Origin of the sequence: Pseudomonas sp. PDM14 (assembly GCF_014851905.1) — a bacterium.
In the GTDB taxonomy this organism is placed as follows: Bacteria; Pseudomonadota; Gammaproteobacteria; order Pseudomonadales; family Pseudomonadaceae; genus Aquipseudomonas.
Window position 1 is genome coordinate 2,437,085 of the sequence record NZ_JACVAQ010000001.1, and the last position, 17,058, is coordinate 2,454,142.

Annotated in this window: 12 protein-coding genes and 1 tRNA gene; 7 read left to right on the plus strand and 6 right to left on the minus strand. The window is 65.6% G+C overall.

Translation table 11 applies throughout. From position 1 onward, the window contains the following. Positions 1–11 precede the first annotated feature (11 nt). The 3 genes from IB229_RS11495 to IB229_RS11505 all read right to left on the minus strand — a co-directional run bounded on the left by IB229_RS11495 (position 12) and on the right by IB229_RS11505 (position 4,379). Positions 12–764 carry an ABC transporter substrate-binding protein gene (locus tag IB229_RS11495; RefSeq protein WP_192328642.1) on the minus strand — a complete coding sequence of 251 codons (753 nt, stop codon included), beginning with the start codon at positions 762–764 and terminating at the stop codon, positions 12–14. A gap of 14 nt (positions 765–778) precedes the next feature. Then, positions 779–1,552: an ABC transporter ATP-binding protein gene (locus tag IB229_RS11500; RefSeq protein WP_192328645.1), complete on the minus strand. Its 774-nt coding sequence runs from the start codon at positions 1,550–1,552 to the stop codon at positions 779–781. A gap of 271 nt (positions 1,553–1,823) precedes the next feature. Then, positions 1,824–4,379: an ATP-binding protein gene (locus IB229_RS11505; protein ID WP_192328649.1), complete on the minus strand. Its 2,556-nt coding sequence runs from the start codon at positions 4,377–4,379 to the stop codon at positions 1,824–1,826. Between the two features lie 268 nt (positions 4,380–4,647). On the opposite strand from IB229_RS11505, the gene IB229_RS11510 reads away from it, so the two are divergent. The 7 genes from IB229_RS11510 to IB229_RS11540 all read left to right on the plus strand — a co-directional run bounded on the left by IB229_RS11510 (position 4,648) and on the right by IB229_RS11540 (position 14,060). Further along, positions 4,648–8,130, plus strand: a complete 3,483-nt coding sequence (locus IB229_RS11510; protein ID WP_192328652.1) for a response regulator — start codon at positions 4,648–4,650, stop codon at positions 8,128–8,130. Between the two features lies 1 nt (position 8,131). Continuing rightward, a complete protein-coding gene (locus IB229_RS11515; RefSeq protein WP_192328656.1) occupies positions 8,132–8,950 on the plus strand; it encodes a CheR family methyltransferase in 819 nt (272 codons plus the stop codon). Then, on the plus strand, positions 8,947–9,531 hold the full coding sequence (locus IB229_RS11520; protein WP_192328659.1) for a chemotaxis protein CheB: 585 nt from the start codon (positions 8,947–8,949) through the stop codon (positions 9,529–9,531). Before IB229_RS11515 ends, IB229_RS11520 begins: the two co-directional genes overlap by 4 nt. Next, positions 9,521–10,705: a hybrid sensor histidine kinase/response regulator gene (locus IB229_RS11525; protein WP_192328662.1), complete on the plus strand. Its 1,185-nt coding sequence runs from the start codon at positions 9,521–9,523 to the stop codon at positions 10,703–10,705. Before IB229_RS11520 ends, IB229_RS11525 begins: the two co-directional genes overlap by 11 nt. A gap of 105 nt (positions 10,706–10,810) precedes the next feature. Then, entirely contained in the window at positions 10,811–12,649 is a 1,839-nt protein-coding gene (locus tag IB229_RS11530; RefSeq protein WP_192328665.1) for a CHASE2 domain-containing protein, read from the plus strand. Then, entirely contained in the window at positions 12,646–13,152 is a 507-nt protein-coding gene (locus tag IB229_RS11535; protein WP_192328668.1) for an SH3 domain-containing protein, read from the plus strand. The genes IB229_RS11530 and IB229_RS11535 overlap by 4 nt, the downstream gene beginning before the upstream one ends. Before the next feature lie 14 nt (positions 13,153–13,166). After that, positions 13,167–14,060 carry a M48 family metalloprotease gene (locus IB229_RS11540; protein ID WP_192328671.1) on the plus strand — a complete coding sequence of 298 codons (894 nt, stop codon included), beginning with the start codon at positions 13,167–13,169 and terminating at the stop codon, positions 14,058–14,060. 57 nt (positions 14,061–14,117) lie between these two features. Here IB229_RS11540 and IB229_RS11545 read toward each other — a convergent pair whose 3' ends face one another. From IB229_RS11545 to IB229_RS11555, 3 genes are all read right to left on the minus strand, one after another. Continuing rightward, positions 14,118–16,073 carry an HD domain-containing phosphohydrolase gene (locus IB229_RS11545; protein WP_192328674.1) on the minus strand — a complete coding sequence of 652 codons (1,956 nt, stop codon included), beginning with the start codon at positions 16,071–16,073 and terminating at the stop codon, positions 14,118–14,120. A gap of 113 nt (positions 16,074–16,186) precedes the next feature. Next, the gene (locus IB229_RS11550; RefSeq protein ID WP_192328678.1) at positions 16,187–16,837 is read right to left on the minus strand and encodes a DedA family protein; all 651 of its coding nucleotides are present in this window, start codon (positions 16,835–16,837) and stop codon (positions 16,187–16,189) included. A 93-nt stretch (positions 16,838–16,930) separates the two neighbouring features. After that, a tRNA-Phe gene (locus IB229_RS11555) sits at positions 16,931–17,006 on the minus strand. Positions 17,007–17,058 lie beyond the last annotated feature (52 nt).

Genomic DNA, 17,058 nt, shown 5'->3' on the forward strand with positions numbered 1-17,058 from the left:
AGTCAGGCGGTTCAGTAGATGCTGAACGGGAAGTACTTGTCGTTGATCTGCTTGTAGGTACCGTCGGCGACGATTTCCTTCAGGGCAGTGTTCAGCTTCTCGCGCAGCGGGTCGCCCTTGCGCACGGCGATGGCGATCTTGTCGTTGTCGAAGACCGGCTCGCCCTTGAACTCGAAGTCCTTGCCGGCGTCGCTCTTCAGCCATTCCCAGTTGACGAACTTGTCAGCCAGAACGCCATCGAGGCGGCCGGAGGACAGGTCAAGGTAGGCGTTTTCCTGGGTGTCGTAGAGTTTGATCTCGACCACGCCATCCAGGTTGTCTTCCAGCCAGGTGCCGGCGATGGTGGCGCGCTGGGCACCGATGACCTTGCCCTTGAGGCTGGCCTTGTCGGCTTTCAGGTCGGAGCTTTTCGGCGCGATGAATTGCAGCTTGTTGGTGTAGTAGGCGTCGGTGAAGTCGACCGCGGCCTTGCGCTCTTCGGTGATCGACATGGAGGCGGCGAGGAAGTCGAACTTCTTCGCGTTCAGGGCCGGGATGATGCCGTCCCAGTCCGAGGTGACCACTTCGCACTCGGCGGCCATCTTGGCGCACAGAGCCTTGGCGATTTCCACGTCGAAGCCGCCGACCTGGCCGCTGGCATCGATCAGGTTGAAGGGCGGGTAGGCGCCTTCGGTGCCGATCTTCAGTTTGTCCGCGGCGATGGCGCTGGTGCCGAAAGTCAGGGTGGCGACTGCGGCCAGCAGGATCTTCTTATAGTTCTGCATGCGTTGTTGCTCCGTTAGCGATTGCTGGACATGAATTGTTTACAGCGCGCCGACTGCGGCGTGTCGAATACCTGCTCGGGTGTGCCCTGTTCTTCCACCAGACCCTGGTGGAGAAACACCACCTGGCTGGAAACCTGGCGGGCAAAACTCATTTCGTGGGTGACCAGCAGCATGGTTCGGCCTTCATCGGCGAGCGCGCGGATCACGTTAAGCACTTCCTGTACCATTTCCGGGTCGAGCGCCGAAGTGGGCTCGTCGAACAGTATCACTTTAGGCTGCATGGCCAGGGTGCGCGCAATCGCCGCGCGCTGCTGCTGGCCGCCGGAAAGCTGATTGGGGTAGGCGTGGCGTTTGTCGGCGATGCCGACCTTGGCCAGCAGCGCCTCAGCCACTTCGGTGGCTTCGGCCTTGCTCTGGCCGAGCACGCGGCGCGGCGCCTCGATGATGTTGTCGAGCACGCTCATGTGCGGCCACAGGTTGAAATTCTGGAAGACGAAGCCGATCTCGCTGCGCAGGCGATTGATCTGCTTGTTGTCGGCGGCGACCAGTTCGCCGTTGCTGGCGCTCTTCAGCTTGAGTTCTTCACCGGCGACGAGGATCTGCCCCTGATGCGGGTTCTCAAGCAGGTTGATGCAGCGCAGGAAGGTCGATTTGCCCGAACCGGACGAGCCGAGGATGGAGATCACATCGCCGTCGCGGGCGGTCAGCGAGATGCCCTTGAGCACTTCGAGATCGCCGTAGCGTTTGTGCAGGTTGCGGATTTCCAGCGCTGGCGTGGCCTCGGCCATGGGGTGTCCTCTTGGATTCGGAGTGCGCTCCGGCTGCAGGCCGCCCTCCTGGCGTGGCGTCAACCTAGCATAGCGCCATCAGGGGCGCCAAGCGGGCAGGCGGGCAAGTTCGGCCGGCTGCGCGGAGTGTGTCGCATCGTCGCAGGGCTATGTCGCGCGTATACAAAAACGCGCATTTTTTGCGGGGTGCGGACAATTCGGCGCGCACCCTACGCATTTCTCGACGGCAATTCCAGTGCCAGTCGAGCAGGTGGTCTGCGCGCCTCGTCCGTCAGCGGGCCTTGCCGCGCCCTTGGAGCATGCCCGCGACCTTGTCGCGCAGGCTTTCCAGGGAGAAGGGTTTGCCGATCACGTCCATCTGCGTGGCCAGGTCGCTGCCATCGATGCTGACGATCTCCGCATAACCGGTGGCGAACAGTACCAGCAGGTCGGGGCGTAGCTTGCGGGCGGCGAGGGCCAGCTCCTGGCCGTTCATGCCGGGAAGACCGACATCGGTCATCAGCAGGTCGATGGTCTGCGCGCTCTGCAGGATCGGCAGGGCTTCCTCGGCATCGCCGGCTTCGAGCACCTGGTAGCCGAACTCTTCGAGCACTTCGATGGTGAGCATGCGCACCACGTCGGAATCTTCCACGACCAGTACGCAGGGGCGGCTGGCCGGCACCGCTGGGGCATCACTATCACCTTGCACGTTGTCTTCCTCTGCTTGGCTCCTGGGAAAGTACAGGTTGACCGTGGTGCCGTGGCCGGTCGCGCTGTGCAGGCGAATTTGCCCGCCGATCTGTTTGATGAAGCCGTAAACCATCGACAGGCCCAGGCCGCTGCCCTGGCCGGGTGCCTTGGTGGTGAAGAAGGGCTCGAAGGCGCGCTCGAGGATGTCCTCGCTCATGCCCGTGCCGCTGTCCTTAACCTGCAGCAGTAGATAGTCGCCGGGCGCGAGGTCGGTGCTGCTGCCGTCGAAGCGCATTGCGTGGGTGCTGATCTGTAGCTGGCCGCCGTCTGGCAGAGCATCGCGGGCGTTGTCGACCAGGTGCAGCAAGGCTTTGCGCAGCTGGTCGGCGTCGCTGAGGATATGCGTGCAGTCGGAGGTCAGGTCCAGCTGCAGTTCGGTGCGTTCGCCCGCCTGCTCCGCCAGCTGTGGCTGCAGGTCGCGGATCAGGGTGTTCAGTTGCAGCGGGCGCATGTCCAGCGCCTGGCGGCGGGAGAAGGACAGCAGGTTGTGGGTCAGCGCCGCACCACGGCGGGCGGATTCGGCCGCGGCCTGAATGAAACGCTGCAAGTCGTCGCGCACGGTACTCGGCAGGCGGCGCTCGATCAAATCGAGGCTGACCTGGATGCCGGCCAGCAGATTGTTGAAGTCGTGGGCGATACCGCCGGTGAGCTGACCGACCGCTTCCATGCGTTGGGCGTTGCGCAGCGCCTCTTCGGTGCGCGCGAGCACCTCGGCGGTGCGCTTTTCCTCGGTGATGTCACGGGCGCCGCCATACAGCAGGTCGCCATCCGGGGTGGCGCTCCAGGACAGCCAGCGGTAGCTGCCATCGCTGTGGCGCAGGCGATTCTCGAAGCGCAGCAGACGATTGCCCTGGGCCAGGAATTCGCGCTTGGCGTCGGTTTCCTGGGTGTCGTCCGGGTGTTCCAGCCAGTGCGTGGTGCGGCCGAGCAGTTCGCTCTCGTTCCAGCCCAGAGTGGTCGACCAGGCCGGGTTGATGCTGACCAGCGTGCCGTCCTTGGCCGAGACGCAGAGCAGGTCGTGGGACAGCGCCCAGAGGCGGTCGCGCTCGCGGGTGCGCAGCTCGATACGCTGCTGCATGTCCCGGGCCTGACGCTGTTCCTCGACCTGGCGCATGACCTGAGCGATACCAATGGCGAGTGTGCTGGCCAGGCTGTGCAGGAACTCGCGGTAGTTGTCGTCCAGCTGCCGTCGTGGGCTGATACCGCAGACCAAGGTGCCGAGTACGCCGTGGTCTTCTGCCTGCAGTGGCAGCACGTAGGCGCTGGTTACCGGTTCCGGCCAGGGCTCGAGCTGCTGCTCCACGAACAGGTGCTGCTGGCCGACGGTGCTCGGTGCCCAGATATGGCTGTGTACCTGGCCATCTATATATAGAGGCGCCAGCGGGCTGTCCGCGCTGAGACCGCTGCGGGTGTGCAGGCGCTGCGTGCCTGCCTGCCCGGCCTCGTTGAGGTAGAGCAGGCAGAACGGCAGGTCGATATTGGCGGCTTCCAGGAGGGCGGCGCAGCGGCTGCGTACCTCGTCGATGTCGCGGGCCAGTTGCAGGCTGTCGCGCAGCTCGCCGAGCAGTTTGCTGCGCCGCGAATCGAGGACTTTTTCGGTGGTCTCGATAACTGTGTTGAACAACCCGAGCGGCTTGCCGTCATAGCCGAAGATCGGACTGACGTTGTAGTTGAAATAGCACTCCTCGACATAGCCGAAACGCTGCATCGGCAGCAGGCCATCCACGGTGTGGACGGCCACGCCGGTGTGCATGATGCCGTCGAACATGGGCTGCAGGATCGGCCAGATGTCGGCCCAGGCTTCGCGGGCGGGACGGCCAAGCGCCCAGGGATGCTTGTCGCCGGGGATCGCGCTCCAGGGGTCGTTGTACAGCAGGTGGTAGTCGGGACCCCAGTAGATGCACACGGGGAAGCGCGAGTTGAGGCCGACGCCGAGGATCGCCTTGAGGGTGTCTGGCCAGGTACCGATCTGGCCCAGGCCGGTGTTGTCCCAGTCCAGTGCGCGGATCATCGGCGCCATGGTGCCCTCGCTGGCGAGGAAGTCGCTGTCCACTGCCCAGCCTTGCAGGGTCGGGTGGGGCTCAGTGGGTGTCGGCATCGGTCTGTGTCCGTGAGGGCTGAAGTCCATGAATAGGCGGGTGGTGCAGGCAGCGGATTCAGCTGTTTAGAAGGAGGTGGTGGCGAAAAATTCCACCTGCCGTTCGGCCTGCATCGGCGCTGCGGCAAGCGAAACACAGCGGGGCAGGAAAGTCGATTGAGGCGCGAGGCGTCGTGATTGGATATTGCGGACCAGCGCATTACCATGCGGAACACTTTTTTCATCTACATATCAGGCGTGCATTCCGGCGCATGGCCAGGGACAGAGAATGAACAGTAAACCTTCCATCGATGAGCAGGGCTTTCGCCGCATCCTCGGGCGCAATGTGGCGCTGCCGCTGGGTGTTGGCATATTCGGTGCCGGCCTGTTCGTCGCCCTGATCATCTACCTGCTCTACGTGCTCAGCTGGGTCGAACACACCGACGTGGTGATCGGCAAGGCCAATGAGAGCCTGCGCTTGTCCATCGATCAGGAGTCGAGCATGCGCGGCTACCTGATCGCCGGCGACTCGACTTTCCTGCAGCCCTTCGAGCAAGCGCGCCCGCGGGGCAAGGCCGAGCTGGAAAGCCTGCGTGAACTGGTCAAGGACAGTCAGCCGCAGACCGAGCGACTGCGCCGCATCGAAGCGCTGCAGGCCGAGTGGGACAACTATGCCCGCGGGATTATCGAGCTGCGTCGCCAGGGCGAGGACGTGTTCGACGATGTGCGCAGCGGCCGCGGCAAGGTGCTGATCGACGGTATTCGTGATCAGTACTCACAGTTCATCAACACCGAGCGTCAGCTGCGCCACGAGCGCAACGACGCCGCCAGCACCACCGCCACCTTCACCATTCTTGGCTACCTGATCTTCAGCCTGAGCTTCAGCGGTCTTCTTGCCTACTTCGGCCGCCGCGAACTGCTCGGCCTGTCCAGCAGCTACAGCGTCGCCCTGCAGAAGCAGGTGGCCTTCACCGATACCCTGCAGGAGCAGGCCTGGCTGCGCGACGGGCACAATCAATTGGCCGAGCGCCTGATCGGCCAGCAAGCGCTGCCGCAGCTGGGGCGCAGCATGTTGGAGTTCCTCGCCGGCTACCTCGGCGTGGTGGTCGGTGCACTCTATGTGCGCGATGAGCACGGCGGCCTGCGCCGTGTCGCGGCCTATGGTTTCTCCCGCGAGCAGGAACAGACCGATCAGTCCTTCTACAGTGGCGAGGGCCTGGTCGGCCAGGTGGCCGCCGAGCGCCGGGTGCTGCGGTTGGAGAACCTGCCGGCCGACTACCTCAAGGTCAGCTCCGGCCTCGGTTCGGGCGAGCCGCAAGCCTTACTGCTGGCGCCCACCGACAACGACGGCCTGATCAACGGCGTGATCGAGCTGGGCTTCCTGCGCGATCTGAGCGAGCGCGACCAGGCGTTCATCACCCTGGTCGGCAATACCCTGGGGACCGCCATCGAGGCCTCGCGCTACCGCCAGCGTCTGCAGGAAGTGCTGGCCGAGACCCAGCAGCTCAACGAAGAGCTGCAGGTGCAGCAGGAAGAGTTGAAGACCGCCAACGAGGAGCTCGAAGAGCAGTCTCGCGTGCTGCGCGAGTCCCAGGCGCACCTGGAGACCCAGCAGGCCGAGCTGGAGCAGACCAACGAGCGCCTTGGCGAGCAGACCCAGGAGCTGGCTGCGCAGCGCGATGCCCTGGACGAGAAGAACACCGCGCTCAACGATGCCCGTCGTGACCTGGAAAGCCGCGCCGACGAGTTGCAGCGGGCCAGCCGCTACAAGTCCGAATTCCTAGCCAACATGTCCCACGAACTGCGCACGCCGCTGAACAGCTCGCTGATCCTGGCCAAGCTGCTGGCGGACAACCAGCACGGCAACCTCGACGCCGAGCAGGTCAAGTTCGCCGAGTCGATCTACTCGGCCGGCAACGACCTGCTCAACCTGATCAACGACATCCTCGACATCTCCAAGGTCGAGGCCGGCAAGCTCGACGTACGCCCGGAGAATACCCACGTGCAGCGCCTGGTCGAGGGCTTGAAGAACGTCTTCCAGCCGCTCGCCAGCGAGAAGCACCTGGGGTTCACGGTGGAGGTCGACGCCGACGCGCCGACGCTGCTGTTCACCGACCGCCAGCGTGTCGAGCAGGTGCTGAAGAACCTGCTGTCCAACGCGGTGAAGTTCACCGACAAGGGCGATGTCAGCCTGCGCGTCAGTCGCGTCCAGGGCGGCATCGCCTTCAGTGTGCAGGACAGCGGCATCGGCATTCGTGCCGACCAGCTGGAGCCGATTTTCGAGGCCTTCCGTCAGGCCGACGGCACCATCAACCGCCGTTTCGGCGGCACCGGCCTGGGCCTGTCGATCTCGCGTGACCTGGCCGAACTGCTCGGTGGCTCGATCCAGGCTGCCAGTGAGGTGGGCAAGGGCAGTACCTTCACCCTGCTGCTGCCGGAACACTACGATGCCAGCCATGAACCGCCGCTGCTCGTCGCTCCGCCCCAGGCGCCGCGTGCGCCGGTGGCCGAACCACCGCGCGAGCCGGCGCAGCGCCTGGAGGTCATCCCCAGCTTCGCCGACGACCGGGGCCTCGGCGCCTTCGCCGGGCGCAGCGTACTGGTGATCGAGGACGAACCGAAGTTCGCGCAGATCCTCTTCGACCTGGCCCACGAACTGGGTTACCGCTGCCTGGTCGCCCACGGCGCGGACGAAGGCTTCCAGCTGGCCGACGAGCACGCCCCGGACGCCATCCTGCTGGACATGCGCCTGCCTGACGAGTCTGGCCTGTCGGTGCTTCAGCGCCTCAAGGAAAACCCCCGCACGCGGCACATTCCGGTGCACGTGATTTCCGTCGAAGACCGCATGGAGGCCGCGCTGCACCTGGGTGCCATCGGTTATGCGGTCAAGCCGACCACCCGTGACCAGCTCAAGGATGTGTTCGGCAAGCTCGAGGCCAAGCTCACGCAGAAGGTCAAGCGCGTGCTGCTGGTCGAGGACGATGACCTGCAGCGCGACAGCATCGCGCGCCTGATCGGCGACGAGGACATCGAGATCACCGCCGTGGAGTTCGGCGAGCGGGCGCTGGAGGCGCTGCGCAGCACCGTGTTCGACTGCATGATCATCGACCTCAAGCTGCCCGACATGCAGGGCAATGAGCTGCTCAAACGCATGGGCAGCGAGGACATCTGCTCGTTCCCGCCGGTGATCGTCTACACCGGGCGCAACCTGACCCGCGACGAGGAGGCCGAGCTGCTCAAGTACTCGCGCTCGATCATCATCAAGGGCGCGCGTTCGCCCGAGCGCCTGCTGGACGAGGTGACGCTGTTCCTGCACAAGGTCGAGTCGACCCTGTCCAGCGAGCGGCAGAGCATGCTCAAGACCGCGCGCAGCCGCGACAAGGTGTTCGAGGCGCGCCGTGTGCTGATCGTCGACGACGACGTGCGCAACATCTTCGCCCTGACCAGCGCCCTGGAGCACAAGGGGGCCAAGGTGGAGATCGCGCGCAACGGCCGCGAAGCCATCGACAAGCTGGACCAGGTGCCCGACATCGATCTGGTGCTGATGGACGTGATGATGCCGGAGATGGACGGCTACGAAGCCACCCGCGAGATCCGCAAGGACCCGCGCTGGGTCAAGCTGCCGATCATTGCGGTGACCGCCAAGGCAATGAAGGACGACCAGGAGCTGTGCATGCGTGCCGGCGCCAACGACTACCTGGCCAAGCCGATCGAGCTGGACCGTCTGTTCTCCTTGATCCGCGTCTGGTTACCCAAGCTGGAGCGCATCTGACATGCCTGACCGCACGCTGGATATTGAGCTGCGCCTGCTGATCGAGGCCATCTACCTCAAGTACAGCTACGACTTCCGCGACTACTCCGGCTCCTCGCTGAAGCGCCGCGTGACTCACGCCATGCGCCAGTTCGACTGCAAAACGGTGTCCGCCCTGCAGGAGCGGATCATCCATAACCCGAGTGCGTTCCACGAGTTGCTGCAGTTCCTCACCATCCCGGTCAGCGAAATGTTCCGTGACCCGACCTACTTCTTGGCCCTGCGCCGGGAAGTGGTGCCGGTGCTGCGCACCTATCCGTCGCTGAAAGTGTGGATCGCCGGCTGCAGCACCGGCGAGGAAGTGCACTCGATGGCCATTCTGTTGCACGAGGAAGGCCTGCTCGAACGCACACTGATCTACGCCACCGACATCAACCCGCAATCGCTGGAGAAGGCGCGCAAGGGCATCTATGCCCTCGACGACATGCGCAAGTACAGCGAGAACTACCGCCTGGCCGGTGGCCGCGGCTCGCTCTCCGACTACTACACGGCGGCCTACGACGGCGTGCTGTTCGACAAGCTGCTGCGCGAGAACGTGACCTTCGCCGACCACAGTCTGGCCACCGACAGCGTGTTCTCCGAAACCCAGCTGATCTCCTGCCGCAACGTGCTGATCTACTTCAACAAGCAGCTGCAGGACCGCGCCCTCGGGCTGTTCCACGATTCCCTCTGCCGGCGTGGCTTCCTCGGCCTGGGCAGCAAGGAAAGCCTGGATTTCTCCGCCTACGCCGGGGCCTTCGAGGGCCTGAACCGGCAGGAACGGGTGTTCCGTAAACTATGAAGCAGCCGACTCGCGACGCCGTGGTGATCGGCGCCTCCGCCGGTGGGGTCGAAGCCCTGCTTGGCCTGTTCGACGCTCTGCCGGCGAGCTACGGCCTGCCGCTGGTGTGCGTGCTGCACCTGCCCGAAGACCGCACCAGCCATCTCGCCGAACTCTTCGCCAAGCGCCTGGTGCTGCGCGTCAAGGAGGCCCAGGACAAGGAAACCCTGCAGCCCGGCACCTTGTACTTCGCCGGCTCCGGCTATCACCTGGCGATCGAGCAGGACCGCAGTTTTTCCCTCAGCCGCGAGGAGCCGCGGCACTATTCGCGGCCCTCGATCGACGTGTTGTTCGAATCCGCGGCGGATGTCTACCGCGAGCGCCTGGTCGGCATTCTGCTCACTGGCGCCAACCAGGACGGCGCTGCCGGCCTGACCATGATCAAGCAGTTCGGTGGCTTGAGCGTGGTACAAGATCCAACCGAGGCGGCGGTGCCGACCATGCCCGAAGCTGCCCTGGCGTTGCACGTGCCAGACCACATCCTCCCGCTGCGCGAGATTCGTGCACTGCTAGCCCGACTGGACCCTTGCCATGCTGAGTAACCAGGGAAGCAAACTGCTCATCGTCGACGACCTGCCGGAGAACCTGCTGGCACTCGAGGCGCTGATCAAGGAGGACGGCCGTGAGGTGTTCAAGGCGCACTCGGCGGACGAGGCGCTGGCGCTGCTGCTGGAACACGAATTCGCCCTGGCCATTCTCGACGTGCAGATGCCCGGCATGGACGGCTTCGGCCTGGCCGAGCTGATGCGCGGCACGGAGAAGACCAAGCACATTCCCATCGTCTTCGTCAGCGCCGCCGGGCGCGAGCTGAACTACGCGTTCAAGGGCTACGAAAGCGGCGCGGTGGACTTCCTGCAGAAACCGCTGGACACCCACGCGGTGCGCAGCAAGGTAACCGTATTCGTCGAGCTGTACCGCCAGCGCAAGGTCATGAGCCAGCAGCTCGATGCCCTGCAGCGCGGCCGTGCCGAGCAGGAAGCGTTGCTCGCCGAATTGCGTGCCACCCAGGACGAGTTGCAGCGCGCCGTGCGCATGCGCGACGACTTCATGTCGGTGGTCTCCCACGAACTGCGCACGCCGCTCAACGGCCTGATCCTCGACACCCAGCTGCGCAAGCTGCACCTGGCCAAGGGCAACAGCGCGGCGTTTGGCGAAGACAAGCTGCGCAAGATGTTCGACCGTGACGAGCGGCAGATCCAAAGCCTGATCCGCCTGATCGAGGACATGCTCGATGTCTCGCGCATTCGCACCGGCAAGCTGTCGATCCGCCCGGTGCGTTTTGACCTGGTGCAGCTGGTGCGCAATGTCAGCGAGAACTTCGCCCAGCAGATGCTCGCCGCCGACTGCAGCCTGAGCCTGGATGCCGAGGGCGAAATGGTCGGCATCTGGGACGAGTTCCGCATCGAGCAGGTGCTCAGCAACCTGCTGAGCAACGCCCTGCGCTACGGCGCCGGGCACCCGGTGGCGGTGCATGTGGCGGCGGTGCCGGGTGGCGCGCAGGTCACCGTGCGTGACCAGGGCATCGGCATCCCGCTGGAAGACCAGCGGCGGATCTTCCAGCAGTTCGAGCGGGCCAACGGTGCCAACGCCGTGGCCGGCCTGGGCCTGGGGTTGTTCATTTCCGAGCAGATCGCCCGTGCCCACGGCGGGCGCATCGAGGTGCACAGCGCGCCGGGGCAGGGCTCGTCCTTCACCCTGTTCCTGCCGCTGAGCTGAACCGCCGACCGGCCACTGCGCGCGACAGCATGACTCTGGTAAAGTTCCGCCGCTCACCCAGTGGACCGGGGTCAGGGCGTGGCGCGGAACTGCCGGGGAGGGGTCATGCAGCAGGCGCAGCAGTCATCGCAATCCTTTCGCTCGGCCCTCTGGCTGGTGTGTGCCCTGGTGCTATTGCTGGTGCCGTTGCTGCACCTGTGGCAGCCGCTGCAGCGCTGGAGCAATAGCCAGACCGACTGGCTGACCCGCCTGCGCGCCGCCGAGCAGCAGCCCGATCCGCGCCTGGTGGTGATCGACATCGACGACACCAGCCTGCAGGCCCTGGCGAGCGAGGCTGGCAAGTGGCCGTGGCCACGCTCACTGCACGCCGAGCTGGTCGAACACCTGTTGGCGCAGAAGGCCGACGCGGTGATCTTCGATGTGCTGTTCAGCGAAGCGGACCGCTTCCACCCCGATGCCGACGCCTATTTCGCCGAGGTCCTGGCGCAGACCGACAAGGTCTACCTGGCCGCCCTGCAGCAGCAGGCCGCCGACCCGGCCAAGGCGCCATTGCTCGCTACATACCCCGCTCAGGCCGGCCTACTGCCCGGTCATGCCGAGGGCCGCGGCCTGCTTCTGCTGCCGCACGCCTTGCCGCCGACGGTGTGGAAGACCGGCACGATCAACTTCACCCCCGACTGGGACGGCGTTGGCCGCCGCTACGACCTCTATCGCCCGTTCGGCGACTGGCGCATGCCCTCGCTGCCGGCGCGGGTGGCGCAGGACCGCGGCGTGCCCCTGGCGGCGCAGGACAGCTTCCTGCTCGACTGGCAGAGCGACAGCCGCGTGCCTTACCCACGCATCGCCTTCGCCGAGGCGCTGGCCCAGGCCCGCGGCGAGCCGGGGCGCCTGCCCGCTGACTACTTCACCGGCAAGCTGGTGGTGATCGGCACCACTGCGGCGGGTCTCTACGACCTGCGCCGCACGCCACTGGACGAGCTGTACCCGGCGGTGTTCATCCTCGCCACGGCCATCGACAACCTGCTCAACGGCGAACAGCTGCATGCCGCCCCCGTCTGGGCCATGCCGTTGCTGAGCCTGGTCTTGCTGCTGGCGCTGCAGCTGCTGTTGCTGCGCGAGCGGCTGCTGCTGGTCAGCCTGCTGGTGCCATTGCTCAGCCTGGCGCTGTTCGCCGCCAGCTATCTGCTGGTGCGCGGCGGCCTGCTGGTCGGCGTGCTGCCCTGCGTGCTGGCGCTGTGGCTGCAGCTCGGCCTGGGCCTGGCGGCGTTCTACCGCCGGCGGCGCCAGCAACTGAACAACACCATCAGCATGTTCAGCCGTTTCCTCGACCCCAAGGTGGTCGCGCAACTGGTGGCGCGCGGCGACCCGCAGGCGCTGATGGCCAGCCGCGAATGCCAGCTCACCGTGCTGTTCTCCGACATCCGCAACTTCACCACCATGTCCGAGCGGCACAGCGCGCAGGAAATCATGCAGATCCTGGAGAACTACTTCGCCGGCCAGGTCGACGTACTGTTCAAGCACCACGCCACCCTCGACAAGTTCATCGGCGACGCGATCATGGCCTTCTGGGGCGCCCCGCAGGACAACCCGAACCAGGCCGCCGACGCGATCAACGCGGCGCTGGAGATGATCGATAACGTCGAGCGCTACCAGCGCGATTTCGATCACCCCGACTTCGACATCGGCATCGGCCTGCACACCGGCCCGGCCGTGGTTGGCATGGTCGGCACCAGCAAGCGCTACGACTACACCGCCATCGGCGACACGGTGAACCTGGCCAGCCGCATCGAGGGCCTGACCAAGGGCCGGGCACGCCTGCTGGTGTCCGCCGCGACCATGCAGGCCTGCGCCGACCAGTTCGATTTCATTGCCCATGGCGACTTTCAGGTGAAAGGTCGCAATGAATCCGTCGTCCTCTTCGAACCCAGGAGAAAAGCCCCATGAAGAGCGTGTTAACCGCAGTTCTGCTGCTCACCGGCTGGCTGGCCAGTGCCAGCCTGTTCGCCGAGTCGCGCAGCGCCGTGACCGTCGAAGCCACCGCCCTGCGCGAGGCGGGCAACCCGTCGGCCGCGGTAGTCCAGCAACTGCCGGCGCAGGCGCGCCTGGCGGTGCTCAAGCGCCAGGGCGGCTGGTTCCAGGTGCAGACCAGCGCCGGCCAGCAGGGCTGGGTCGCGCTGCTGGCGGTACGCTTCGACAAGAGTGCGGCGGCCAAGGGCGGCAACATCGGCGCGCTGCTGGAAAGCAGCACCGAGGTCGCCCCGGCGACGGGTGTGGCCACCGGCGTGCGCGGCGTCAGCGATGACCGCCTGGAGGCCGGTACCGGCAGCGGCAGCAACTCGCTGCAGGATCTCGATCGCTACTCGGTGACGCCGGGCAACGCCCGCGCCTTCGCCCAGTCCGCCGGGCTGCGCAGCCAGTCCATCGCCTATCCGACCAACATCAAGTGAGCAGGGAGCCCGCCATGCACAACATCGTCAGCCGCAGCGCCCTGATCGCCGCGTTCGCCAGCCTCGCCGCCTGCCAGGGCATGGAAGCGCTGGAAGGGGTGAACATCCAGGGCGTCGACCTTACCCCGCTGGCCAGCGCCAGCCGCAACATCAACGCCATGTCCGAGAAGACCGAGAACGAGGAGCAGGTGATCGGCGCCAACACCGCCACCCTGCTGCTCAAGCAGGCGCCGCTGCTGGATAACGCGGCGGTGCAGGCCTACGTCAATCAGGTCGGCAACTGGGTCGCGCAGAACAGCGAGCGCCCGGACCTGCCGTGGCGTTTCGGCGTGCTCGCCAACCCGGCGGTCGGCGCCTACGCCGCGCCCGGCGGCTACGTGTTCATCACCAGCGGCATGCTCGCGCAGATGGACAACGAGGCCGAGCTGGCCGGCGTGCTGGCCCACGAAGTGGCCCACGTGGTGCAGCAGCATCACCTGCAGGCGATCAAGCAGCAGGCTCGGGCCGGGCTGCTGTCGAACCTGGGCAACTTCGCCCTGCAGGCCCACCAGGCAACGTCCGGCTCGACCGTGGCCGACGCGCAGACCACGCAGAAATTCGATTCGCTGGTGACCAACCTCTACACCCGCGGCCTGGACCGGGGTGACGAGTACGAGGCCGACGCCATGGGCGCGGTGATCGCCGCGCGCGCCGGCTACGACGCCTACGGCCTGGCCAGCGTGCTGCAGGAAATGGGCACCATGAAGCAGGATGACGCTGCCCTGGTGACCTTCCTCAAGGTGCACCCGAACATCGGCGACCGCCTCAGCCACCTGCAGCCCACCTACCAGTACCTGGACCGGTTTAGTGCCAACGGCAGCCAGCTGACCCTGGACCAGCGCTACCAGCAGGTGCTGTCGAGCAAGTGAGGTTCGCCGTTGCCCATCACGTGCAAGGCGTGGCGGGCAGCGGGCGGCTGCAGCCGATCAGTGCGGGTGCTTGCAGCTCGGCTCGAAGTCGCAGACGTGATGGGCATAGCCTGCACCCGCGTCTGCGGGTGACGGCGGTGGCGCCGGCAGCAGTTGGCTCTGCCCCGGGTTGAGGTAGCAGCGCGAGTCGATGAACACCTTGACCAACTCGCCATCGAGCAGGCCGCTCTTGACCTCGGCCTGGAGAATGTCCAGCGCGTGTTCCACCGGCACCGCCGGCTTGTACGGCCGGTCCGAGGCGGTCAGCGCGTCGTAGATGTCGCAGATGGTCATGATCCGTGAGGCACAGGGAATCGCGTCGCCGGCCAGCCCCTTGGGGTAGCCGCTGCCGTCGAGCTTCTCGTGGTGCGCGGCGGCGATCTCCGGTACTCGCTGCAGCGCCGGCGTCCACGGGATCAGCTTGAGGAAGTCGCGGGTGTGCACCACGTGGCGCTCGATCTCCGCGCGCTCTTCTTGGGTCAGGCTGCCGCGGCGGATGGCCAGGGCGCAGAACTCGCTGTCCGAGAGCAGGCCGATCAGGCTGTCGTCATGGCTGCGCACCACTTCGCTCTGGATGTCCTGCAGATGGCGGAAGTCGCCTTCGGTGAGCACGCTCGGCTCGTTGGCCTTGAGGATGTCGCGCAGGTAGCGGTCCAGGCGGTCGCACTCCAGGGCCAGCTCCGTTTCCCATTGCAGGCGCAGTTCTTCGTCCAGCCCGCCCTGGTGGCGGTAGGCGTGGAGCATGCGCTTGAGCGTCTGGTTCTGCAGGCTCTCCTTGGCCAGTGCCACGCGGTAGCGCAGGTTGTCGACCACCGGCTCGGGCAGCTTCTTCGATTTGGTCAGCACGTGCTCGCGCACGCCGACCTTGCCGAAGTCATGCAGCAGCGCGGCGTAGCGCAGCTCGCGCAGGCCCTCGTCGTTGAATGCCTGGCGGCGCACGTTCGGTTGCGGCGCCATCGGCAACTGGTGGGCGAGGGCGATGCACAGGTCGGCGACACGGAAGGAGTGACCGCTGGAGGTCGGGTCGCGCTGCTCGATGGCGAACACCGAGGCCTGTACGAAGCCGTCGAACAGCTGGCTGATGTCGTCGAGCAGCTGGCGGTTCTCGATCGCCACCGCCGCCTGGCTGGCCAGGGCGCGCAGCGAGGCGGCCATCACCTCGTCGAAGGCAATCGGCTCACCGGCGGCGTTCTGGCAGTTGATGAATTCCAGCACGCCGACCACGTCGTGCCGGTGGTTGAGCATGGGGATCGCCAGCAGCGACATGGTGCGGTAGCCGACCTGCATGTCGAACGAGCGGTTGAAGCGGTAAGGCGCCTCGGAGGGAATGGCGTAGGCGTCGGCGATGTTCAGCTCGGTGCTGGTCAGCGCCACGTAGCCGGCGATCGAGGCCTTGGTCAGCGGCATGCGCTGTTCCTGGAAGCGCGTCGGCAGCGAGTTGTTCTGGGTCAACTTGAAGATCAGCTGCGGCTGCTCGGCGTTCTTCTTGTCGACCAGGAACAGCGAGGCGGCGTCGCTGTTGGACAGTCGGCAGCCCTCGGTGAGGATCTTGCTCAGCAGGCGCTCCAGGTCCTTCTCGGCGGACAGCGCCAGGCCGACGTCGACCAGCTTCTGCAGGTCGCCGTCCTTGTTGTGCAGGGCATTGGCCAGCTGGCTGGTCTTCTGTCGCAGGCGGTACTGCTCGGCGGCGAAGCCGAGCAGGGCAAGCATTTCCGTTTCGCTGGCCGAGGCCGGCAGCGGCAGTACGCCGTCCGCCAGCTCGAAGCCGACCAGGGTCGGGCCGCCGGCCTGCCAGGCGTCGAGCGGATGCTGCGCCGTGAGTGCGCCATCGAGCAGCAGCACTTCGATGGGTTGCGCCTGCAGGTCATCGGGCTGACTGATCGCCCGCAGCTGCACGCCGTGCTGGCGCAGCTGCTGGTGCAGGGAGGAGTCGGCAAAGAGTGGGCTATGCCCCACCGTAAAACTGGCTGTCATCACTGATTACCTTCGGCGGTGCGCCGACTCCGGCTGGAGCAACGCAGGGCGAAAGTATTGCACTGGTGGCGAGGGGCTACCAGATAGGCGACGGTGCGTCCGTCGCCTGCCGCTCAGGCGCTTCTGGCGGCCGCGCGGCGGTGGCGGATGATCTCGATCACGCCCGGCAGGATCGAGACGAAGATGATCGCCACGATCAGGTAGTGCAGGTTGCTCTGCACCACCGGCAGGTTGCCGAAGAAGTAGCCGGCGTAACTGAACAGCGTCACCCAGAGCACCGCGCCGACCACGTTGTAGGTGGCGAAGCGGCGGTAGGGCATCTGCCCCATGCCGGCGACGAACGGCGCAAAGGTGCGCACGATGGGCACGAAGCGGGCGAGGATGATGGTCTTGCCGCCGTGCTTGGCATAGAACGCCTCGGTGACGTCCAGGTAGCGGCGGCGGAAGATCTTCGAGTCCGGATTGGCGAACAGCCTGGCGCCGAAGAAGCGGCCGATGCTGTAGTTGACCGCGTCGCCGAGGATCGCGGCGATGATCAGCAGCACGACCATCAGGTGCACGTTCATCGCGTCCTGGGTGGCGATGGCGCCGGCGACGAACAGCAGCGAGTCGCCGGGCAGGAAGGGCGTCACCACCAGGCCGGTCTCGCAGAAGATGATGAGGAACAGGATCGCGTAGATCCACGGCCCGTAGGCGGCAGTCAGCTCCGCCAGGTGGCGGTCGATGTGCAGGATGAAGTCGATGACAAGCTGGATGAATTCCATCTGGGCTCCGCTCCTTCAGTGCGATCTGGGTTTCAGCACCATAAATAGCAAAAAACCCCGAGGAATCGCTTCGCTCGGGGTTCTCGGTATTAGTGGTGCCCAGGGACGGAATCGAACCGCCGACACGGGGATTTTCAATCCCCTGCTCTACCGACTGAGCTACCTGGGCAACGGGGCGCAATTAAACGGATTTGAAACGGCAGTGTCAAGCCGCCCCAAGA

Bases quoted from the DNA above. Each gene is read 5' to 3' on its own strand.
- IB229_RS11540 (WP_192328671.1), top strand. From the start codon at position 13,167: ATGCACAACATCGTCAGCCGCAGCGCCCTGATCGCCGCGTTCGCCAGC.
- IB229_RS11505 (WP_192328649.1), bottom strand. From the start codon at position 4,379: ATGCCGACACCCACTGAGCCCCACCCGACCCTGCAAGGCTGGGCAGTG.
- IB229_RS11500 (WP_192328645.1), bottom strand. From the start codon at position 1,552: ATGGCCGAGGCCACGCCAGCGCTGGAAATCCGCAACCTGCACAAACGC.
- IB229_RS11550 (WP_192328678.1), bottom strand. From the start codon at position 16,837: ATGGAATTCATCCAGCTTGTCATCGACTTCATCCTGCACATCGACCGC.
- IB229_RS11510 (WP_192328652.1), top strand. From the start codon at position 4,648: ATGAACAGTAAACCTTCCATCGATGAGCAGGGCTTTCGCCGCATCCTC.
- IB229_RS11525 (WP_192328662.1), top strand. From the start codon at position 9,521: ATGCTGAGTAACCAGGGAAGCAAACTGCTCATCGTCGACGACCTGCCG.
- IB229_RS11535 (WP_192328668.1), top strand. From the start codon at position 12,646: ATGAAGAGCGTGTTAACCGCAGTTCTGCTGCTCACCGGCTGGCTGGCC.
- IB229_RS11530 (WP_192328665.1), top strand. From the start codon at position 10,811: ATGCAGCAGGCGCAGCAGTCATCGCAATCCTTTCGCTCGGCCCTCTGG.
- IB229_RS11520 (WP_192328659.1), top strand. From the start codon at position 8,947: ATGAAGCAGCCGACTCGCGACGCCGTGGTGATCGGCGCCTCCGCCGGT.
- IB229_RS11515 (WP_192328656.1), top strand. From the start codon at position 8,132: ATGCCTGACCGCACGCTGGATATTGAGCTGCGCCTGCTGATCGAGGCC.
- IB229_RS11495 (WP_192328642.1), bottom strand. From the start codon at position 764: ATGCAGAACTATAAGAAGATCCTGCTGGCCGCAGTCGCCACCCTGACT.
- IB229_RS11545 (WP_192328674.1), bottom strand. From the start codon at position 16,073: ATGACAGCCAGTTTTACGGTGGGGCATAGCCCACTCTTTGCCGACTCC.